This window comes from Pseudomonas veronii, assembly GCF_002028325.1.
GTDB classification, from domain to species: domain Bacteria; phylum Pseudomonadota; class Gammaproteobacteria; order Pseudomonadales; family Pseudomonadaceae; genus Aquipseudomonas; species Aquipseudomonas veronii.
Window position 1 is genome coordinate 4,463,212 of sequence record NZ_CP018420.1, and the last position, 17,071, is coordinate 4,480,282.

The 17,071-nt window shown below is 61.6% G+C and carries 14 protein-coding genes; 11 read left to right on the top strand and 3 right to left on the bottom strand.

The genetic code is table 11. The features are described 5' to 3' along the window. Positions 1-962 precede the first annotated feature (962 nt). Positions 963-1,421 carry an REP-associated tyrosine transposase gene (locus tag PverR02_RS20165; protein WP_079444242.1) on the top strand — a complete coding sequence of 153 codons (459 nt, stop codon included), beginning with the start codon at positions 963-965 and terminating at the stop codon, positions 1,419-1,421. Between the two features lie 386 nt (positions 1,422-1,807). Here the strand turns inward: PverR02_RS20165 and PverR02_RS20170 are convergent, their stop codons facing one another. Both PverR02_RS20170 and PverR02_RS20175 read right to left on the bottom strand, forming a co-directional pair. Further along, a complete protein-coding gene (locus PverR02_RS20170) occupies positions 1,808-3,091 on the bottom strand; it encodes a Zn-dependent hydrolase (RefSeq protein ID WP_046382831.1) in 1,284 nt (427 codons plus the stop codon). A gap of 132 nt (positions 3,092-3,223) precedes the next feature. Further along, positions 3,224-4,711 (bottom strand): NCS1 family nucleobase:cation symporter-1, encoded by a 1,488-nt coding sequence (locus tag PverR02_RS20175; RefSeq protein ID WP_046485631.1) that lies wholly within the window; start codon positions 4,709-4,711, stop codon positions 3,224-3,226. A gap of 602 nt (positions 4,712-5,313) precedes the next feature. Between PverR02_RS20175 and hydA the strand changes: the two genes are divergently transcribed. From hydA to preA, 3 genes are all read left to right on the top strand, one after another. Then, entirely contained in the window at positions 5,314-6,753 is a 1,440-nt protein-coding gene (hydA, locus tag PverR02_RS20180) for a dihydropyrimidinase (RefSeq protein ID WP_079444243.1), read from the top strand. A gap of 156 nt (positions 6,754-6,909) precedes the next feature. Next, positions 6,910-8,277, top strand: a complete 1,368-nt coding sequence (locus PverR02_RS20185; RefSeq protein WP_057004478.1) for an NAD(P)-dependent oxidoreductase — start codon at positions 6,910-6,912, stop codon at positions 8,275-8,277. Then, a complete protein-coding gene (gene preA / locus PverR02_RS20190; protein WP_079444244.1) occupies positions 8,277-9,551 on the top strand; it encodes an NAD-dependent dihydropyrimidine dehydrogenase subunit PreA in 1,275 nt (424 codons plus the stop codon). The genes PverR02_RS20185 and preA overlap by 1 nt, the downstream gene beginning before the upstream one ends. A gap of 610 nt (positions 9,552-10,161) precedes the next feature. Here preA and PverR02_RS20195 read toward each other — a convergent pair. Continuing rightward, on the bottom strand, positions 10,162-10,782 hold the full coding sequence (locus tag PverR02_RS20195) for a TetR/AcrR family transcriptional regulator (RefSeq protein ID WP_017847463.1): 621 nt from the start codon (positions 10,780-10,782) through the stop codon (positions 10,162-10,164). 115 nt (positions 10,783-10,897) lie between these two features. Between PverR02_RS20195 and copC the strand changes: the two genes are divergently transcribed. The 7 genes from copC to PverR02_RS20230 all read left to right on the top strand — a co-directional run bounded on the left by copC (position 10,898) and on the right by PverR02_RS20230 (position 17,071). Further along, positions 10,898-11,263, top strand: coding sequence for a copper homeostasis periplasmic binding protein CopC (copC, locus tag PverR02_RS20200; protein ID WP_017847464.1), 366 nt, complete (start codon positions 10,898-10,900; stop codon positions 11,261-11,263). A 3-nt stretch (positions 11,264-11,266) separates the two neighbouring features. Beyond that, entirely contained in the window at positions 11,267-12,124 is an 858-nt protein-coding gene (gene copD, locus PverR02_RS20205; protein ID WP_046382826.1) for a copper homeostasis membrane protein CopD, read from the top strand. A 167-nt stretch (positions 12,125-12,291) separates the two neighbouring features. Then, on the top strand, positions 12,292-13,554 hold the full coding sequence (locus tag PverR02_RS20210) for an OprD family porin (RefSeq protein ID WP_046382825.1): 1,263 nt from the start codon (positions 12,292-12,294) through the stop codon (positions 13,552-13,554). A gap of 187 nt (positions 13,555-13,741) precedes the next feature. Beyond that, positions 13,742-14,557, top strand: a complete 816-nt coding sequence (locus PverR02_RS20215) for an NAD-dependent epimerase/dehydratase family protein (protein ID WP_079444245.1) — start codon at positions 13,742-13,744, stop codon at positions 14,555-14,557. A gap of 30 nt (positions 14,558-14,587) precedes the next feature. Then, positions 14,588-15,463, top strand: a complete 876-nt coding sequence (locus tag PverR02_RS20220; protein WP_079444246.1) for an SMP-30/gluconolactonase/LRE family protein — start codon at positions 14,588-14,590, stop codon at positions 15,461-15,463. Between the two features lie 51 nt (positions 15,464-15,514). Further along, the gene (locus PverR02_RS20225) at positions 15,515-16,477 is read left to right on the top strand and encodes a TRAP transporter substrate-binding protein (protein WP_079444247.1); all 963 of its coding nucleotides are present in this window, start codon (positions 15,515-15,517) and stop codon (positions 16,475-16,477) included. Between the two features lie 66 nt (positions 16,478-16,543). Then, complete coding sequence (locus PverR02_RS20230) at positions 16,544-17,071, top strand: TRAP transporter small permease (RefSeq protein ID WP_057004482.1); 528 nt, start codon at positions 16,544-16,546, stop codon at positions 17,069-17,071.

Here is a 17,071-nt window from a genome sequence, read left to right on the forward strand (position 1 = left end):
TTTTGTGCAAACCAGCTCAAAGGTGGGAGCTGGTTTGCCTTTGATGAGGCTGGATCAGCCAGACATCATCGACTGATCCAGCACACATTCAGTCTTCCGGCCGACTGTTGAGAAACACGGTCACTGCTGTGTAATCACTGTCATTGGCGTGTCGGTACGCGGTATTGCTGTGATAGCGGCGGCGTCAGTTCCGGCCTCATCGGGGGCAAGCCCCCTCCCACACTGGTCCGGCACCAGACACACAATGTATGAACACCGCAGAACCCATGTGGGAGGATTCAAGCCCATCCCACACTGGTCCGGCGCCAGACACACAATGCATGAACACCGCAGATCCCATGTGGGAGGATTCAAGCCAACCCCACACTGGTCCGGCGCCAGACACACAATGTATGAACACCGCAGATCCCATGTGGGAGGATTCAAGCCCATCCCACACTGGTCCGGCGCCAGACACACAATGTATGAACACCGCAGAGCCCATGTGGGAGGATTCAAGCCCATCCCACACTGGTCCGGCGCCAGACACACAATGTATGAACACCGCAGAGCCCATGTGGGAGGATTCAAGCCAACCCCACACTGGTCCGGCGCCAGACACACAATGTATGAACACCGCAGAGCCCATGTGGGAGGATTCAAGCCAACCCCACACTGGTCCGGCGCCAGACACACAATGTATGAACACCGCAGAGCCCATGTGGGAGGATTCAAGCCAACCCCACACTGGTCCGGCGCCAGACACACAATGTATGAACACCGCAGATCCCATGTGGGAGGATTCAAGCCCATCCCACACTGGTCCGGCGCCAGACACACAATGTATGAACACCGCAGAGCCCATGTGGGAGGGGGCTTGCCCCCGATAGCGTTCGCACAGACACATCCTGCCAAAAGCCTGCCCTTCAACCTGCAGTTCACCCATCTAGCCTCTCAAAACACACCCAGAGAGAGGCCAGGGAATGCCCGACTTACCCGCTTCACACCGCCTGCGTATCGGCCGATTCAGCGAACCCAACCGTATCTACCTCATCACCACCAACACCCACGAACGCATCCCGATATTCAAGAGTTTCCATCTCGGTCGCTTGGTGGTCTGGCAGTTTCGGTCAGCCCAGTATCAGGGGCTGGCGAACTCCCTGGCATGGGTGATCATGCCGGACCATTTCCATTGGCTGCTCGAACTGAAAAAAGGCTCGCTGGCTGACCTGATGCGCCAGGTGAAGTCCAAAAGCACACGGAGCGTCAACGGTGCGAGCGGACGCAAGGGGCGGCTTTGGCAGGAAAGTTTCCATGACCGGGCACTGCGCAAGGAAGACGACCTGGTGAAAATGGCCAGGTATGTGGTGGCCAATCCATTGCGGGCGGGATTGGTTAGCCGGATTGGCGACTACCCGTTGTGGGATGCCATTTGGGTATAGACACAGTTCAACTGTGGGAGGGGGGGGCTTGCTCGCGATGGCGGTGGGTCAATCACATGTGTATCGGCTGAACCACTGCTATCGGGAGCAAGCTCCCTCCCACACTGATCCCGCGCCAGACACACAATGTATGAACACCGCAAAACCCATGTGGGAGGGGGCTTGCTCGCGATGGCGGTGGGTCAATCACATGTGTATCGGCTGAACCACTGCTATCGGGAGCAAGCTCCCTCCCACACTGATCCTGTGCCAGACACACAATATATGAACACCGCAAAACCCATGTGGGAGGGGGCTTGCTCCCGATAGCAGTGGTTCAGCCAGCTTATCTGTAACTGACCCACCGCCATCGCGAGCAAGCCCCCTCCCACAGGTTTTACCGCGTTTCAGGCCGCGCGTTTGCCGCTGGCAATGGCGGCCGAGGCGGCCACCATCGCCCGCAACAACACCGCACACCCCGCCGCCAGGTCATCCGGCGCGGCGTTTTCGATTTCGTTGTGGCTGATGCCGCCTTCGCATGGCACGAAGATCATCCCCGCCGGGCCGAGTTCGGCGACGAAGATCGCGTCGTGCCCTGCCCCGCTGACGATGTCCATGTTCGACAACCCCAACCCATTCGCCGCATCGCGCACTGCATCGACGCAACCCTTGTCGAAATACAGCGGCGGGAAGTCGGCGGTGGGTGTCATTTCAAAACTCAACCCATGCTTGGCGCAGGTCTCGTCGATCACCTGGCGTACCTGGGCGATCATCGAATCCAAACGCGCCGGTTCCAGGTGGCGGAAGTCCAGGGTCATACGCACTTCACCCGGGATGACGTTGCGTGAGCCCGGATAAGCCTGCAAACAACCGACAGTGCCACACGCATGCGGCTGATGCCCCAATGCCGCCGCATTCACCGCCGCGACCACGGCGGCCGCGCCGACCAGGGCGTCCTTGCGCAGGTGCATCGGCGTCGGCCCCGCGTGGGCTTCAACGCCGCGCAGGGTCAAGTCGAACCACTTTTGCCCGAGGGCACCGAGCACTACGCCGATGGTTTTCTTTTCATCCTCAAGAATCGGCCCCTGTTCGATATGTGCCTCGAAATAGGCGCCGACTTTGTGCCCACTCTCCGGCCGCGTCCCCGCATAGCCGATCGCATTCAGTGCCGCGCCGACGCTGATACCCTGCGCATCGACCTTGGCGAGGGTGTCGGCCAGGCTGAATTTCTCGGCAAACACCCCCGAGCCCATCATGCACGGCGGGAAGCGCGAGCCCTCTTCGTTGGTCCACACCACCACTTCCAGCGGCGCCTCGGTTTGCACCTTGAGGTCGTTGAGGGTGCGCAACACTTCCACACCGGCCAGCACGCCGAAGCAGCCATCGAACTTGCCACCGGTGGGCTGGGTGTCGATATGGCTGCCCGTCATCACTGGCGGCAGGTCGGGGTTACGCCCGGGGCGACGGGCGAAGATGTTGCCGATACCGTCGACGGTCACGCTGCACCCGGCCTCTTCGCACCATTGCACGAACAGGTCGCGGGCCTGGCGGTCGAGGTCAGTGAGGGCCAGGCGGCACACGCCGCCCTTGGCGGTGGCGCCGAGCTTGGCCAGCTCCATCAACGACTGCCACAAACGGTCGCGGTTGATGTGCTGATGGGTCGATTGCAGAACGTCCAGCGCAGCGTTCATGGGGATCTCCTCAGGCTACATGTTATGAATGGAATGCAGTTCAAAGGTGGGAGGGGGCTTGCTCCCGATTGCAGTGGGTCAGTCACCCATGCAGTGGTGGAATGACCACCTGTTTGACTGCATGCCATCGCGTTACAGCAGGGATTTGGCCGGCATCGGCGTCAGTCCACGCCTGGCATTCAGCCCGTAATACAACACGCCGCCCAACGCCGAACCGGTAAACCAGCCATAGCTGTAGAACCAGCTGAACACGTCGCTGCCCAATGACAGCAAGGTCAGCACCACCGGCACGCCAAACGCGACAAACCCGCTCCAGTTCCACGCCGGGTACACGTCGTCACGGTACAAACCGGCGAGGTCCAGGCGCTGTTTGCGCGTGATGAAGTAGTCCACCACCATGATCCCGGCGATCGGCCCCAGCAGGCTGGAATAGCCGAGCAACCAGTTGGAATACACCGTCTCCAGGCTCACATCGGAAACGATCAGCCCGAGCTTCTTCAGCAGCTCGTGGCCCATCAACACCAACCCCACCAGGCCGGTGAGAATCACTGCCGAAGTGCGGTTGATCAGCTTGGGCGCGATGTTCTGGAAGTCGTTGGTGGGCGACACGATGTTCGCCGCCGTGTTGGTGGACAAGGTGGCGACGATGATCAATGCCATGGCCACGGCGACCCACACCGGGCTCTGGATATGCCCGATCAGCGTCACCGGGTCGGACACGCTGACGCCCACCAGTTTCACCGACGCGGCGGTCATGATCACACCGAGGGCGGCGAACAGGAACATGGTCAGCGGCAGGCCGAAAATCTGCCCGAGGATCTGGTCCTTCTGGCTCTTGGCGTAGCGGCTGAAGTCGGGAATATTCAGCGACAAGGTGGCCCAGAACCCCACCATCGCGGTCAGGCCGGCCATGAAGTAACCGGTCAGGCTTGCACCTTCGGGGCGTTTGGGCGGGATCGCCATCAACTCGCTGAGGGACACGTTCGGCATCGCCCACACCAGCAGGCCAATGCCCACCGCCACCAGCAGCGGCGCCGACAGGGTTTCCAGGCGCTTGATCGACTCGGCGCCGCGCAGCACCACCCACAGGTTGAGGGTCCAGAAGATCATGAAGCCGATCACCTCACCGGTGCCGCCCAAGGCCTTCCACCCCTCGAAAATCGAGCCCAGGAACAGGTGAATCGCCAGCCCGCCGAACATGGTCTGGATGCCGAACCAGCCGCACGCCACCAGCGCTCGGATCAGGCACGGCACGTTGGAACCGAGGATGCCGAACGACGAACGCAGCAACACCGGGAACGGAATGCCGTACTTGGTACCGGGGAAGGCGTTGAGGGTCAGCGGGATCAGCACCACGATATTGGCCAGGAGGATCGCCATCAGCGCCTCGCCCACCGACAAACCGAAGTACGCGGTAAGCACCCCGCCCAGCGTGTAGGTGGGCACGCAGATCGACATGCCGACCCACAGCGCGGTGATGTGCCACTTGTTCCACGTGCGTTCATGCACCTTGGTCGGTGCCATGTCGTGGTTGTAGCGAGGGCTGTCGAGGACGTCGGGGCCGGCGTCGAGTTCGTACAGGCCGTTGCGTTCAATAACTTGCGATCTGTTCTGTTGCATGGCCGCTCCACGGTTTTTTCGAATTATTGTTGCTCACCTGCAAGGTCGGTGCAGGTGGCCGGAGTACCTCGTAAACAACATGACATCAAGGGTCCGGCCAGCCGCCACTGCACTCAATAAACGTGCCGACAACCCGCCCTGACCCTGCACCGCATATATAACTCGCTGATGTTTATCAGCTTTATTTCAAACGCCGATGAGTCCTTCGGTACTTGCCGCGTGACGCAGGCTGGATAACGCGCAAGTTGTCCGAACGTTCAGGACTCAATCTGGTGCAACACAATTATTTTTATTTACCGCCGCCGTCAAGCGGCATGTCTCAAGCGCCTGATTTGCAATAAGAAATGTTGTTCATATTTGGAACCTGTCAAGTGCGTCAAAATGGTGATCAGTCGCCACATTTTGGTGATTTTGATTTTTTATCCTTATATTTCAATCAGTTAAAACACAACTAAGCGTAGTAAAAATCTTCTTGCTCATTCTAAAAACACCGGCTAGTTTCTATTCCTGTCACCGATGACAGGTTTTTACCAAGCCTGTGCTGAAAACAACTACAACACTTAGAACTGGCACCAGCCGGTCAAGCCTGTGAGGAACTCGACATGTCGCTGTTGATCCGTGGCGCCACCATCATTACCCACGACGAAAGTTACCGCGCCGATGTTTTATGCGCAGACGGTCTGATTCGCGCAATTGGCACGGGCCTGGATATTCCCGCTGACACCGAAGTACTCGATGGCAGCGGCCAATACTTGATGCCCGGCGGCATCGACCCGCACACCCATATGCAACTGCCCTTCATGGGCACCGTGGCCAGTGAGGATTTTTTCAGCGGCACGGCGGCGGGTCTGGCGGGGGGCACCACCTCGATCATCGACTTTGTGATTCCCAACCCACAGCAATCCTTGCTCGAAGCCTTTCACCAATGGCGCGGCTGGGCGCAGAAGTCGGCGGCCGACTATGGCTTTCACGTGGCGATCACCTGGTGGAGCGAGCAAGTGCGCGAGGAAATGGCCGAGCTGGTCAGCCATCACGGCGTCAACAGCTTCAAGCATTTCATGGCCTACAAGAACGCGATCATGGCGGCCGACGACACCTTGGTGGCCAGCTTCGAACGCTGCCTGGAGCTGGGCGCGGTACCCACCGTGCATGCGGAAAACGGCGAGTTGGTGTATCACCTGCAACGCAAACTGATGGCCCAGGGCATCACCGGGCCGGAAGCGCACCCGCTGTCGCGTCCGTCCCAGGTCGAGGGCGAAGCGGCCAGCCGCGCAATCCGTATCGCCGAGACCATCGGCACGCCGTTGTACCTGGTACACGTCTCGACCAAAGAGGCGCTGGATGAAATCACCTATGCGCGCGGCAAGGGCCAGGCGGTGTACGGCGAAGTGCTCGCCGGGCATTTGCTGCTGGACGACAGCGTCTACCGCCACCCCGACTGGCAGACCGCCGCCGGCTACGTGATGAGCCCGCCGTTCCGCCCGCGCGGGCATCAAGAGGCGCTGTGGCATGGCCTGCAATCCGGCAACCTGCACACCACCGCCACCGACCACTGCTGCTTCTGCGCCGAGCAGAAAGCCGCCGGGCGTGACGATTTCAGCAAGATCCCCAACGGCACCGCCGGTATCGAAGACCGCATGGCGCTGTTGTGGGATGAAGGGGTCAACACCGGGCGCCTGTCGATGCAGGCGTTCGTCGCGCTGACCTCCACCAACACCGCGAAGATCTTCAACCTCTACCCGCGCAAAGGCGCAATCCGCGTCGGTGCCGATGCCGACCTGGTGCTGTGGGACCCCGAGGGCACGCGCACGATTTCCGCCAAGACCCACCACCAGAACGTCGACTTCAACATCTTCGAAGGCAAGACCGTGCGCGGCGTGCCGAGCCACACCATCAGCCAGGGCAAGCTGGTCTGGGCCGACGGCGACCTGCGCGCCGAACGCGGTGCCGGGCGGTATGTGGAACGGCCGGCGTATCCGTCGGTGTTCGAGCAGTTGAGCAAGCGGGCTGAGCGTTCCAAGCCGGTTGCTGTGAACCGCTGAGACCGCTATCGGGGGCAAGCCCCCTCCCACAATTGACCGCATGCTTTCAGACACAATGCGATCACTGTGGGAGGGGGCTTGCCCCCGATGAGGCCAACCCAGGCAACAAAAATGCCCGCCAGAGGCAATCCGAAAAAAAACCGTGAGGCCCACACCGTGATCCAGACCCTGACCCACCTCCCCCATCCCCATGAAGACGGGGCCACCCTCGCCAGTCATTTCACCGACCTGGCGCCGCCCCTCAACGCCCGCCAGGCGCAACTGGAAGCCTCGCGCTGCCTGTATTGCTACGACGCGCCGTGCGTGAATGCGTGCCCCAGCGAAATCGACATCCCGTCGTTCATCCGCAACCTCCACACCGACAACGTGCAAGGCGCCGCGCAGAAGATTCTCTCGGCCAATATCCTCGGCGGCAGCTGTGCCCGGGTCTGCCCCACCGAGATCCTGTGCCAGCAAGCCTGCGTGCGTAACCACGGCGAAGAATGCGCGCCGGTGCTGATCGGCCTGTTGCAACGCTACGCCATCGACAACGCGCACTTCAGCGAACACCCGTTCCAGCGCGCCGCCACCACCGGCAAGCGCATCGCCGTGGTCGGCGCCGGACCGGCCGGCCTGGCCTGCGCCCATCGCGCCGCGTTGCACGGCCACGATGTGGTGATCTTCGAAGCCCGGGAAAAAGCCGGCGGCCTGAATGAATACGGGATCGCCAAGTACAAACTGGTGGATGACTTCGCGCAGAAGGAGCTGGAGTTCCTGCTGCAGATCGGCGGCATCGAGATCCGTCACGGCCAGCGCCTGGGCGACAACCTGTCGTTGAGCGAACTGCACCAGCACTTCGATGCGGTGTTCCTCGGCCTCGGCCTGGCCGCCAGCAAGCAACTCGGCCTGCCCCATGAGGACGCCCCCGGCCTGCTCGCCGCCACCGACTACATCCGCGAACTGCGCCAGGCCGACGACCTGAGCCAACTGCCCCTGGCCGACCGCTGCATCGTGCTCGGTGCCGGCAACACCGCCATCGACATGGCCGTGCAAATGGCCCGCCTCGGCGCCCGCGACGTCAACCTGGTGTACCGCCGGGGCCTGGCGGACATGGGCGCCACCAGCCATGAGCAGGACATCGCCAAGGCCAATCAGGTTCGCCTGCTGACCTGGGCCCAGCCGGAGGAAGTGCTGCTGGACGAGCAAGGCCATGTGCGCGGCATGCGTTTCGCCCGCACGCACCTGGACAACGGGCGCCTGCAACCCACCGGCGAAACCTTCGAACTGGCCGCCGATGCGATCTTCAAGGCCATCGGCCAAGGTTTCGACAACGCCGCACTGCACGACCCGCTGGCCCAGCAACTGCAGCGAGTCGGCGAACGCATCTTCGTCGACGAGCAACTGCGCACCAGCATCCCCGGCGTGTATGCCGGCGGCGACTGCATCAGCCTCGGCCAGGACCTCACCGTACAGGCGGTGCAACACGGCAAGCTGGCGGCAGAAGCCATGCACGCCCAACTCATGCTCAACGTGGAGGCTGCGTAATGGCCGATCTCTCGATTGTCTTCGCCGGTATCAAAGCCCCCAACCCGTTCTGGCTGGCCTCCGCGCCACCCACCGACAAAGCCTACAACGTGGTCCGCGCCTTTGAAGCAGGCTGGGGCGGCGTGGTCTGGAAAACCCTCGGGGAAGACCCGGCGGCGGTCAACGTGTCGTCGCGTTACTCGGCGCATTACGGCGCCAACCGCGAAGTGCTGGGCCTCAACAACATCGAGCTGATCACCGACCGCTCTTTGGAGATCAACCTGCGCGAAATCACCCAGGTCAAAAAGGACTGGCCGGACCGCGCGCTGATCGTGTCGCTGATGGTGCCGTGCGTCGAAGAGTCCTGGAAAAACATCCTGCCGCTGGTGCAAGCCACCGGCTGCGACGGCATCGAGCTGAACTTCGGCTGCCCCCATGGCATGCCCGAGCGCGGCATGGGCGCGGCGGTCGGCCAGGTACCGGAGTATGTGGAGCAAGTGACGCGCTGGTGCAAGACGTACTGTTCGCTGCCGGTGATCGTCAAGCTCACGCCGAATATCACCGACATCCGGGTGGCGGCGCGTGCGGCGTATCGCGGCGGTGCGGACGCGGTGTCGCTGATCAACACCATCAACTCCATCACCAGCGTGGACCTGGAGCGCATGGTCGCCCTGCCGACGGTCGGCACCCAGAGCACCCACGGCGGTTACTGCGGTTCGGCGGTCAAGCCGATCGCGCTGAACATGGTCGCCGAAATCGCCCGCGACCCGCAGACCCACGGCTTGCCGATCTGCGGCATTGGCGGCATCGGCAACTGGCGCGATGCGGCGGAATTCGTCGCCCTCGGCTGCGGTGCCGTGCAGGTGTGTACGGCGGCGATGCTGCATGGCTTTCGCATCGTCGAAGAAATGAAGGACGGCCTGTCGCGCTGGATGGACAGTCAGGGCTACACCAGTCTGCAGGATTTTTCCGGGCGCGCCGTGGGCAATACTACGGACTGGAAGTACCTGGATATCAACTACCAGGTGATCGCCAAGATCGATCAGGCCGCCTGCATCGGCTGCGGGCGTTGCCACATTGCCTGCGAAGATACGTCGCACCAGGCCATCGCCAGTTTGAAACAGGCGGACGGCACGCATAAGTACGAAGTGATCGATGACGAATGCGTGGGCTGCAACCTGTGCCAGATCACCTGCCCGGTGGCCGATTGCATCGAGATGGTGCCGGTGGACACCGGCAAGCCGTTCTTGAACTGGACCCAGGATCCGCGTAATCCGTACCGGGAAGCGGTGTAATCCTGTAGAGCGCTATCGGGGGCAAGCCCCCTCCCACAGTTGACCGCATTCTTTCAGACAAAATGCAGTTCATTGTGGGAGGGGGCTCGCCCCCGATGAGGCCCTCAGCCTCACCACAAAACTCAAGGCTCAAACAGTTGACCGCATTCTTTCAGACAAATGCAGTCAATGTGGGAGGAGGCTTGCCCCCGATGAGGCCCTCAGCCTCACCACAAGCCTCAAGGCTCAAACAGTTGACCGCATTCTTTCAGACAAATGCAGTCAATGTGGGAGGGGGCTTGCCCCCGATGAGGCCCTCAGCCTCACCACAAAACTCAAGGCTCAAACAGTTGACCGCATTCTTTCAGACAAATGCAGTCAATGTGGGAGGGGGCTTGCCCCCGATGAGGCCCTAAGCCTCACCACAAAACTCAAGACTCCAACAGTTGACCGCATTCTTTCAGACAAAATGCAGTCAATGTGGGAGGGGGCTTGCCCCCGATGAGGCCCTCAGCCTCACCACAAAACTCAAGGCTCAAACAGTTGACCGCATTCTTTCAGACAAATGCAGTCAATGTGGGAGGGGGCTTGCCCCCGATGAGGCCCTCAGCCTCACCACAAGCCTCAAGCCTCAAGGCTCCAACCCAATCCCGCGCAAAATCACACTGGTCACCGTCTGAATCGCCCTCTCGAACTGCATATCCGACAACGGCTGGTGATCGTTCAGAATCTTCACCTGATGATCAAAGTCGGCGTAGTGCTGGGTCGAGGCCCAGATCATATACAGCAAGCTCGCCGGCTCGACCGGCAGGATGCGTTTGTCTTCCACCCATTGGCGAATCTTCGCTTCCTTCATCTTGGCCCAGTCGTACAGGCTTTCATCCAGCGCCTCACCGAGCGTCGGCGCGCCGTGGATGATTTCGTTGGCCCAGACTTTCGACCCATACGGCCGCGTGCGCGAGCGTTGCATCTTGGCGCGGATGTAGCTGCTGAGCACCACTCGCGGGTCATCGAAGGTTTCGAAGCTCAGGGCATCCTGCTTCCACACTTCCAACAGATCGAACAGCACCGCGCTGTACAGCTCGCTCTTGGTGGTGAAGTAGTAATGCAGGTTGGAACGCGGCAGTTGCACTTCGGCGGCAATATCGGCCATGGCGGTGCTGCCATAGCCCTTCTCGGCGAAGATTTTTTCCGCCGCCAGCAGGATTTTTTCGACGTTGACCCGACGAATTCCGATCTTGTGCTTGCCCATAAGGGCTCCCCGACAAAGACATAACGGAAAGACTACCACCCGCTCTAGATCGGGGCGACAGGAGGAGCCGAAACTTCGTACACTGCCCGTCCTATCCTTTGATTGGTATTGCTCAATGTTGATCAAGAAAACCCTGACCACCGTCGCTCTGCTGGCCTCGCTGCTGGGCGCTTCGGCGGCGTTTGCCCATGCTCACCTCAAGAGCGCGACGCCTGCGGCAGACAGCAGCGTCGCGGCACCGAACGATGTGCGCCTGACCTTCAGCGAAGGCGTGGAGGCGACCTTTTCCAAGGTTTCCCTGAGCAAGGACGGCACCGAAATCGCAATCAAGGGCCTGGCAACGCCGGATGCCGACAAGAAAACCCTGGTGGTGACGCCCGCTGCGCCCCTCGCAGCCGGTACCTACAAAGTGGTGTGGAACGCGGTCTCGGTCGACACCCACAAGAGCAACGGCGAATACAGCTTCAAGGTCGGCCAATAACCTATGGCGACGCTGCTGGTGCTGTGCCGTTTCCTGCATTTCATCGTCGTCTTGTTGATGTTCGGGGCCTGTGTATTCAGGCCCTGGCTGATGGGCAATGCACCGCAGCCGGCGCTGGACCGGCAAGTGCTGCGTATCAGCCGAGCACTGGCCTGGCTCGGGCTCGGCTCCGGCGTGGCCTGGTTGCTGCTGATCACGGTCAGCATGGCCGGCAGTTGGGACGCCGCACTGCAACCGGCCACTGTGCAATTGGTGCTGGGCAAGACCTTTTTCGGCCAAGTGTGGCTCTGGCATCTGCTGCTCAACGTGCTGCTGTTGATCGCCTTGATCAAACCCTGGTCGGCGTTGCGCCTGCCCTTGATCGGCCTGCTGCTGGCGACCCTGGCCCCGGTCGGTCACGGCGCCATGCTCAACGGGCTCAGCGGCCAGTTGCTGATCCTCAATCAGGTCGTCCACCTGGCGTGCGTGGGCGCCTGGCTTGGCGGTCTGCTGTTGCTGGTATTGATCCTGCGCCAACCGCAGCGTCATGGGCTGGAGCCGATTCTGCGGCGTTTCAGCGGCGCGGGTTATGGCCTGGTCGCCGGCTTGCTGGTCACCGGCTTGATCAACGTGCGTGTATTGACCGGGCAACTGTGGCCCACCCCGCTGTTCAACGGTTTCGCCCTGATTCTGCTGATCAAGGCGATGCTGGTGCTGGGCATGTTGGCCCTGGCGCTGCTGAACCGCTTGCGTATCGAGCGCTGCGAACAACGACTGGAGACCTTGAAGGCCAGTGTGACGGCTGAATGGTTACTAGGTATTTCAGCGGTAGCCGCCGTCTCCCTCCTCGGCACGCTGCCCCCGATGGCGATGGCCGGCTGAATCCATAGTCAGCTTCCCCACTGGACCACGACCACTTCTGCTCAGTGAAGCGTAGTCATCGTATAACTTCTGATTGACAAGCCACAAAAACCCCGCAAATATCGCCCCAATGTTGTACGACGACGTATGACAAATAATAAAAACAACAAACCCAAGGGAGCGTCACTGTGCGTCCATCCGCCCGCAATTCCTCCTCGCGTCTCGGCCTTATCGGCCTCGGCAGCCTGGCTTTCACCCTGCCCCTCATCGCCCAGGCCGAAGGGTTTGTCGACGACGCCAAGGCTACGCTCAACTTACGCAACGCCTACTTCAACCGCAATTTCACCAACCCGTCCAACCCCCAGGCCAAGGCCCAAGAGTGGACGCAGAACTTCATCCTCGACGCCAAATCCGGCTACACCCAGGGCACCGTGGGCTTCGGGATTGATGTGCTGGGCCTGTACTCGCAAAAGCTCGACGGCGGCAAAGGTACCGCTGGCACCCAGTTGCTGCCGGTTCACGACGACGGTCGCCCCGCCGACAACTTCGGGCGCCTGGGCGTGGCGCTGAAAACCAAGCTGTCGAAGACCGAACTGAAAGTCGGCGAATGGATGCCCGTGCTGCCGATTTTGCGTTCCGACGATGGCCGTTCCCTGCCGCAAACCTTCCAGGGCGGCCAGGTCACCTCCAATGAAATCGCCGGCCTGACCCTCTACGGCGGGCAGTTTCGCGGCAACAGCCCGCGCAACGATGCGAGCATGGAAGACATGTTCATGAACGGCAAAGCCGCCTTCACCTCAGACCGCTTCAACTTCGGCGGCGCCGAATACACCTTCAACGACAAGCGCACCCAGGTCGGCCTGTGGTACGCCGAACTGACCGACATCTACCAACAGCAGTACCTCAACCTGACCCACAGCCAGCCGCTGGGCGACTGGACCCTGGGCGCCAACCTCGGCTTCTTCAACGGCAAGGAAGACGGCAGCGCCCTGGCCGGCGACCTCGACAACAAAACCGCGTTCGCCCTGCTCTCGGCCAAATACGGCGCTAACACCTTCTACGTCGGCCTGCAGAAACTCAGCGGCGACAGCGCATGGATGCGGGTCAACGGCACCAGCGGCGGCACCCTGGCCAACGACAGCTACAACGCCAGCTACGACAACGCCAAGGAGAAATCCTGGCAACTGCGCCACGACTTCAACTTCGCGGCGCTCGGCGTTCCGGGCCTGACCCTGATGAACCGCTACATCAGCGGCAGTAACGTCCACACCGGCACGATCACCGATGGCAAGGAATGGGGCCGCGAATCGGAACTGGCCTACACGGTGCAGAGCGGTGTTCTGAAGAACCTCAACGTGCGCTGGCGCAATTCGACCATGCGCCGGGACTTCAGCAATAACGAGTTCGATGAGAACCGGGTCTTCGTCAGCTACCCGATTTCGTTGCTTTAAAGATCTAAAACCCGGGCACATCCATTGTGGGAGGGGGCTTGCTCCCGATGACGGTGTATCAGGCAATGTCTCTGTGACTGACCCACAGCCATCGGGGGCAAGCCCCCTCCCACATTGACAAGCGGGGACTCTCTAACAATACTTCGGCATAGTCATACGACAACCTACAACAAAAACTGGAATCCAGATGACCACCACTACCCCAGCGCCCTTCAACCGCCTCCTCCTCACCGGTGCCGCCGGCGGCCTCGGCAAAGTGCTGCGCGAACGCCTGCGGCCGTATGCCCAGGTGCTGCGCCTGTCGGATATCGCCGACATGGCCCCCGCCAGCGCCAATGAAGAAGTGCAGCCCTGCGACCTGTCCGACAAACACGCGGTACACCACCTGGTCGAAGGCGTCGACGCCATCCTGCATTTCGGTGGCGTATCCGTGGAGCGCTCGTTCGAAGAAGTCCTCGGCGCCAATATCTGCGGGATTTTTCACATCTACGAAGCCGCCCGCCGCCATGGCGTCAAGCGCGTGATTTTCGCCAGCTCCAACCATGTGATCGGCTTCTATCAACAGGGCGAGCACCTCGACGCCCACTCGCCGCGTCGCCCGGACAGTTACTACGGGCTGTCCAAGTCCTACGGCGAAGACATGGCCAGCTTCTACTTCGACCGCTACGGCATCGAGACCGTGAGCATCCGCATCGGCTCGTCGTTCCCCGAACCGCAGAACCGCCGGATGATGCACACCTGGCTGAGCTTCGATGACCTGACCCAACTGCTCGAACGCGCGCTGTACACGCCGAACGTCGGCCACACCGTGGTCTACGGCATGTCGGCCAACCTCGACACCTGGTGGGACAACCGCTACGCCGCACACCTGGGCTTCACCCCCAAAGACAGCTCCGAAGTTTTCCGCGCCCAGGTCGAGCGCCAGCCGCCGCTGGCCGCCGACGACCCGGCCAAGGTCTACCAGGGCGGTGCGTTCTGCGCCGCCGGGCCGTTCGGTGACTGACGTCACACTAACCCAAGGGAGTGAGTTGCCATGACCGCTGAATTGATTGTCGACGCCCGCAACGCCGTAGGCGAATGCCCGGTGTGGGTGCCCGAAGAAAACGCCCTGTACTGGGTGGATATTCCCAACGGCGGCCTGCAACGCTGGAGCGCCGCCACCGGCCATATCGACGCGTGGAAAGCCCCGCAGATGCTCGCCTGCATTGCCCGCACCGATGCGGGCAACTGGGTCGCCGGGATGGAAAGCGGCTTTTTCCAGCTCACCGCGCACAACGACGGCAGCCTCGACACCACGCCCCTGGCCGAGGTCGCGCACCCGCGCGCGGACATGCGCCTGAACGATGGGCGCTGCGATCGCCAGGGCCGGTTCTGGGCCGGCAGCATGGTGCGGGACATGAGCGCAAATGCGCCCGCAGGCATCCTCTACCGTTACGCGTCGGGCGCCGCGCCGCATGCGCAGTTGGACGGCTTTATCACCCTCAATGGCCTGGCCTTCAGCCCCGATGGCCGCACGATGTATGTCTCGGACTCGCACCCGCTGGTGCAACAGATCTGGGCTTTCGACTACGACACCGACACCGGCACACCGTCCAACCGCCGCGTGTTTGTCGACATGCAGCTACACCAAGGCCGCCCTGACGGCGCGGCCGTGGATGTCGACGGCGGCTACTGGATCTGCGCCAACGACGCCGGCCTGATCCACCGCTTCACCCCCGACGGTCGCCTGGACCGCTCCCTGCGCGTGCCGGTGAAAAAACCCAGCATGTGCGCCTTTGGCGGCAGTCGCCTGGACACCCTGTTCGTCACCTCGATCCGTGACGACCAGAGCGAGCAGTCGCTGTCCGGCGGCGTATTCGCCCTCAACCCCGGCACGACAGGACTGCCCGAACCCCGCTTCGCCCTCTAGCTGCATCGCTGTGCCTTGAATACAACAATAACAAGACAGGAGTGACCGCCCATGGACTTCAAACGCACCTTGCTCGCCGCCGCAATCTTCACCCTCAGCAGCGCCGCCCACGCGCTGGAAATCAAATTCGCCGACATCCACCCCGCCGGCTACCCCACCGTCGTGGCCGAAGAGAACATGGGCAAGGCCCTCACCCAAGAAAGCAACGGCGAACTGACCTTCAAGTACTTCCCCGGGGGCGTCCTGGGTTCGGAAAAAGAAGTCGTCGAACAAGCCCAGGTCGGCGCGATCCAGATGACCCGGGTCAGCCTCGGCATCGTCGGCCCGGTGGTGCCGGACGTGAACGTGTTCAACCTGCCATTCGTGTTCCGCGACCAGGCGCATATGCGCAAAGTCATCGACGGCGAGATCGGCGATGAAATCCTCGCCAAGATCACCGACTCCGAATTCGGCCTAGTCGCCCTGGCCTGGATGGACGGCGGCACGCGCAACCTCTACAGCAAAAAACCGGTGCGCAAGATCGAAGACCTCAAGGGCATGAAGATTCGCGTGCAGGGCAACCCGCTGTTCATCGATGCCTTCAACGCCATGGGTGCCAACGGTATCGCCATGGACACCGGCGAGATCTTCAGTGCCTTGCAGACCGGGGTGATCGACGGTGCCGAGAACAACCCACCCACCATGCTAGAACACAACCACTTTCAGAACGCCAAGTACTACACCCTCACCGAGCACCTGATCCTGCCCGAGCCGATCGTGATGTCGAAAATCACCTGGAACAAGCTCACTCCCGCGCAACAGCTCATGGTGAAAAACGCCGCCAAGGCCGCCCAGGCCGATGAGCGTGCGCTGTGGGATAAAAAATCCGCCAGCAGCGAGGAAAAGCTCAAGGCGGCCGGCGTGGAGTTCATCCGCGTCGACAAACAGCCCTTCTACGACGCCACCGCCGCGGTTCGCGCCAAGTACGGCGCGCCTTACGCCGACATCATCGCGCGCATCGACGCCGTTCAATAACCCGCCCTGCCTCTCGCATAAGGCCCGGCGCGGTCGGCATCGACGCGCCCGGTCACGGTGAACGCCATGAAGAATCTAGTGCTGCGCATCAACGACCGCCTCTACATGACCTGCATCTGGGTCGCCGGCCTCTCGGTCCTCGGGGTCGCGCTGATCATCCCCTGGGGCATCTTCGCCCGCTACATCCTCGGCACCGGCTCCAGCTGGCCGGAGCCCACCGCCATCCTGCTGATGCTGGTGTTCACCTTTATCGGCGCCGCCGCCAGCTACCGCGCCGGGGCGCATATGTCGGTGGCGATGATCACCGACCGCCTGCCTGCGCGCCAACGCCAGGTCGTCGGCATCCTCTCGCAACTGCTGATGGGCACCATCTGCCTGTTCATGACCATTTGGGGCAGCAAGCTGTGCCTGTCCACCTGGAACCAGTTCATGAGCGCCATCCCCACTCTGCGCGTGGGCATCACCTACATGCCGATCCCGATCGGCGGGTTGCTGACCCTGGTCTTCGTGGTGGAAAAACTCGTGCTCGGTGACCAGAGCAACCGACGGGTCGTGCGCTTCGATCTGGTTGAAGAAAGCGAAGGGGCTGCCTGA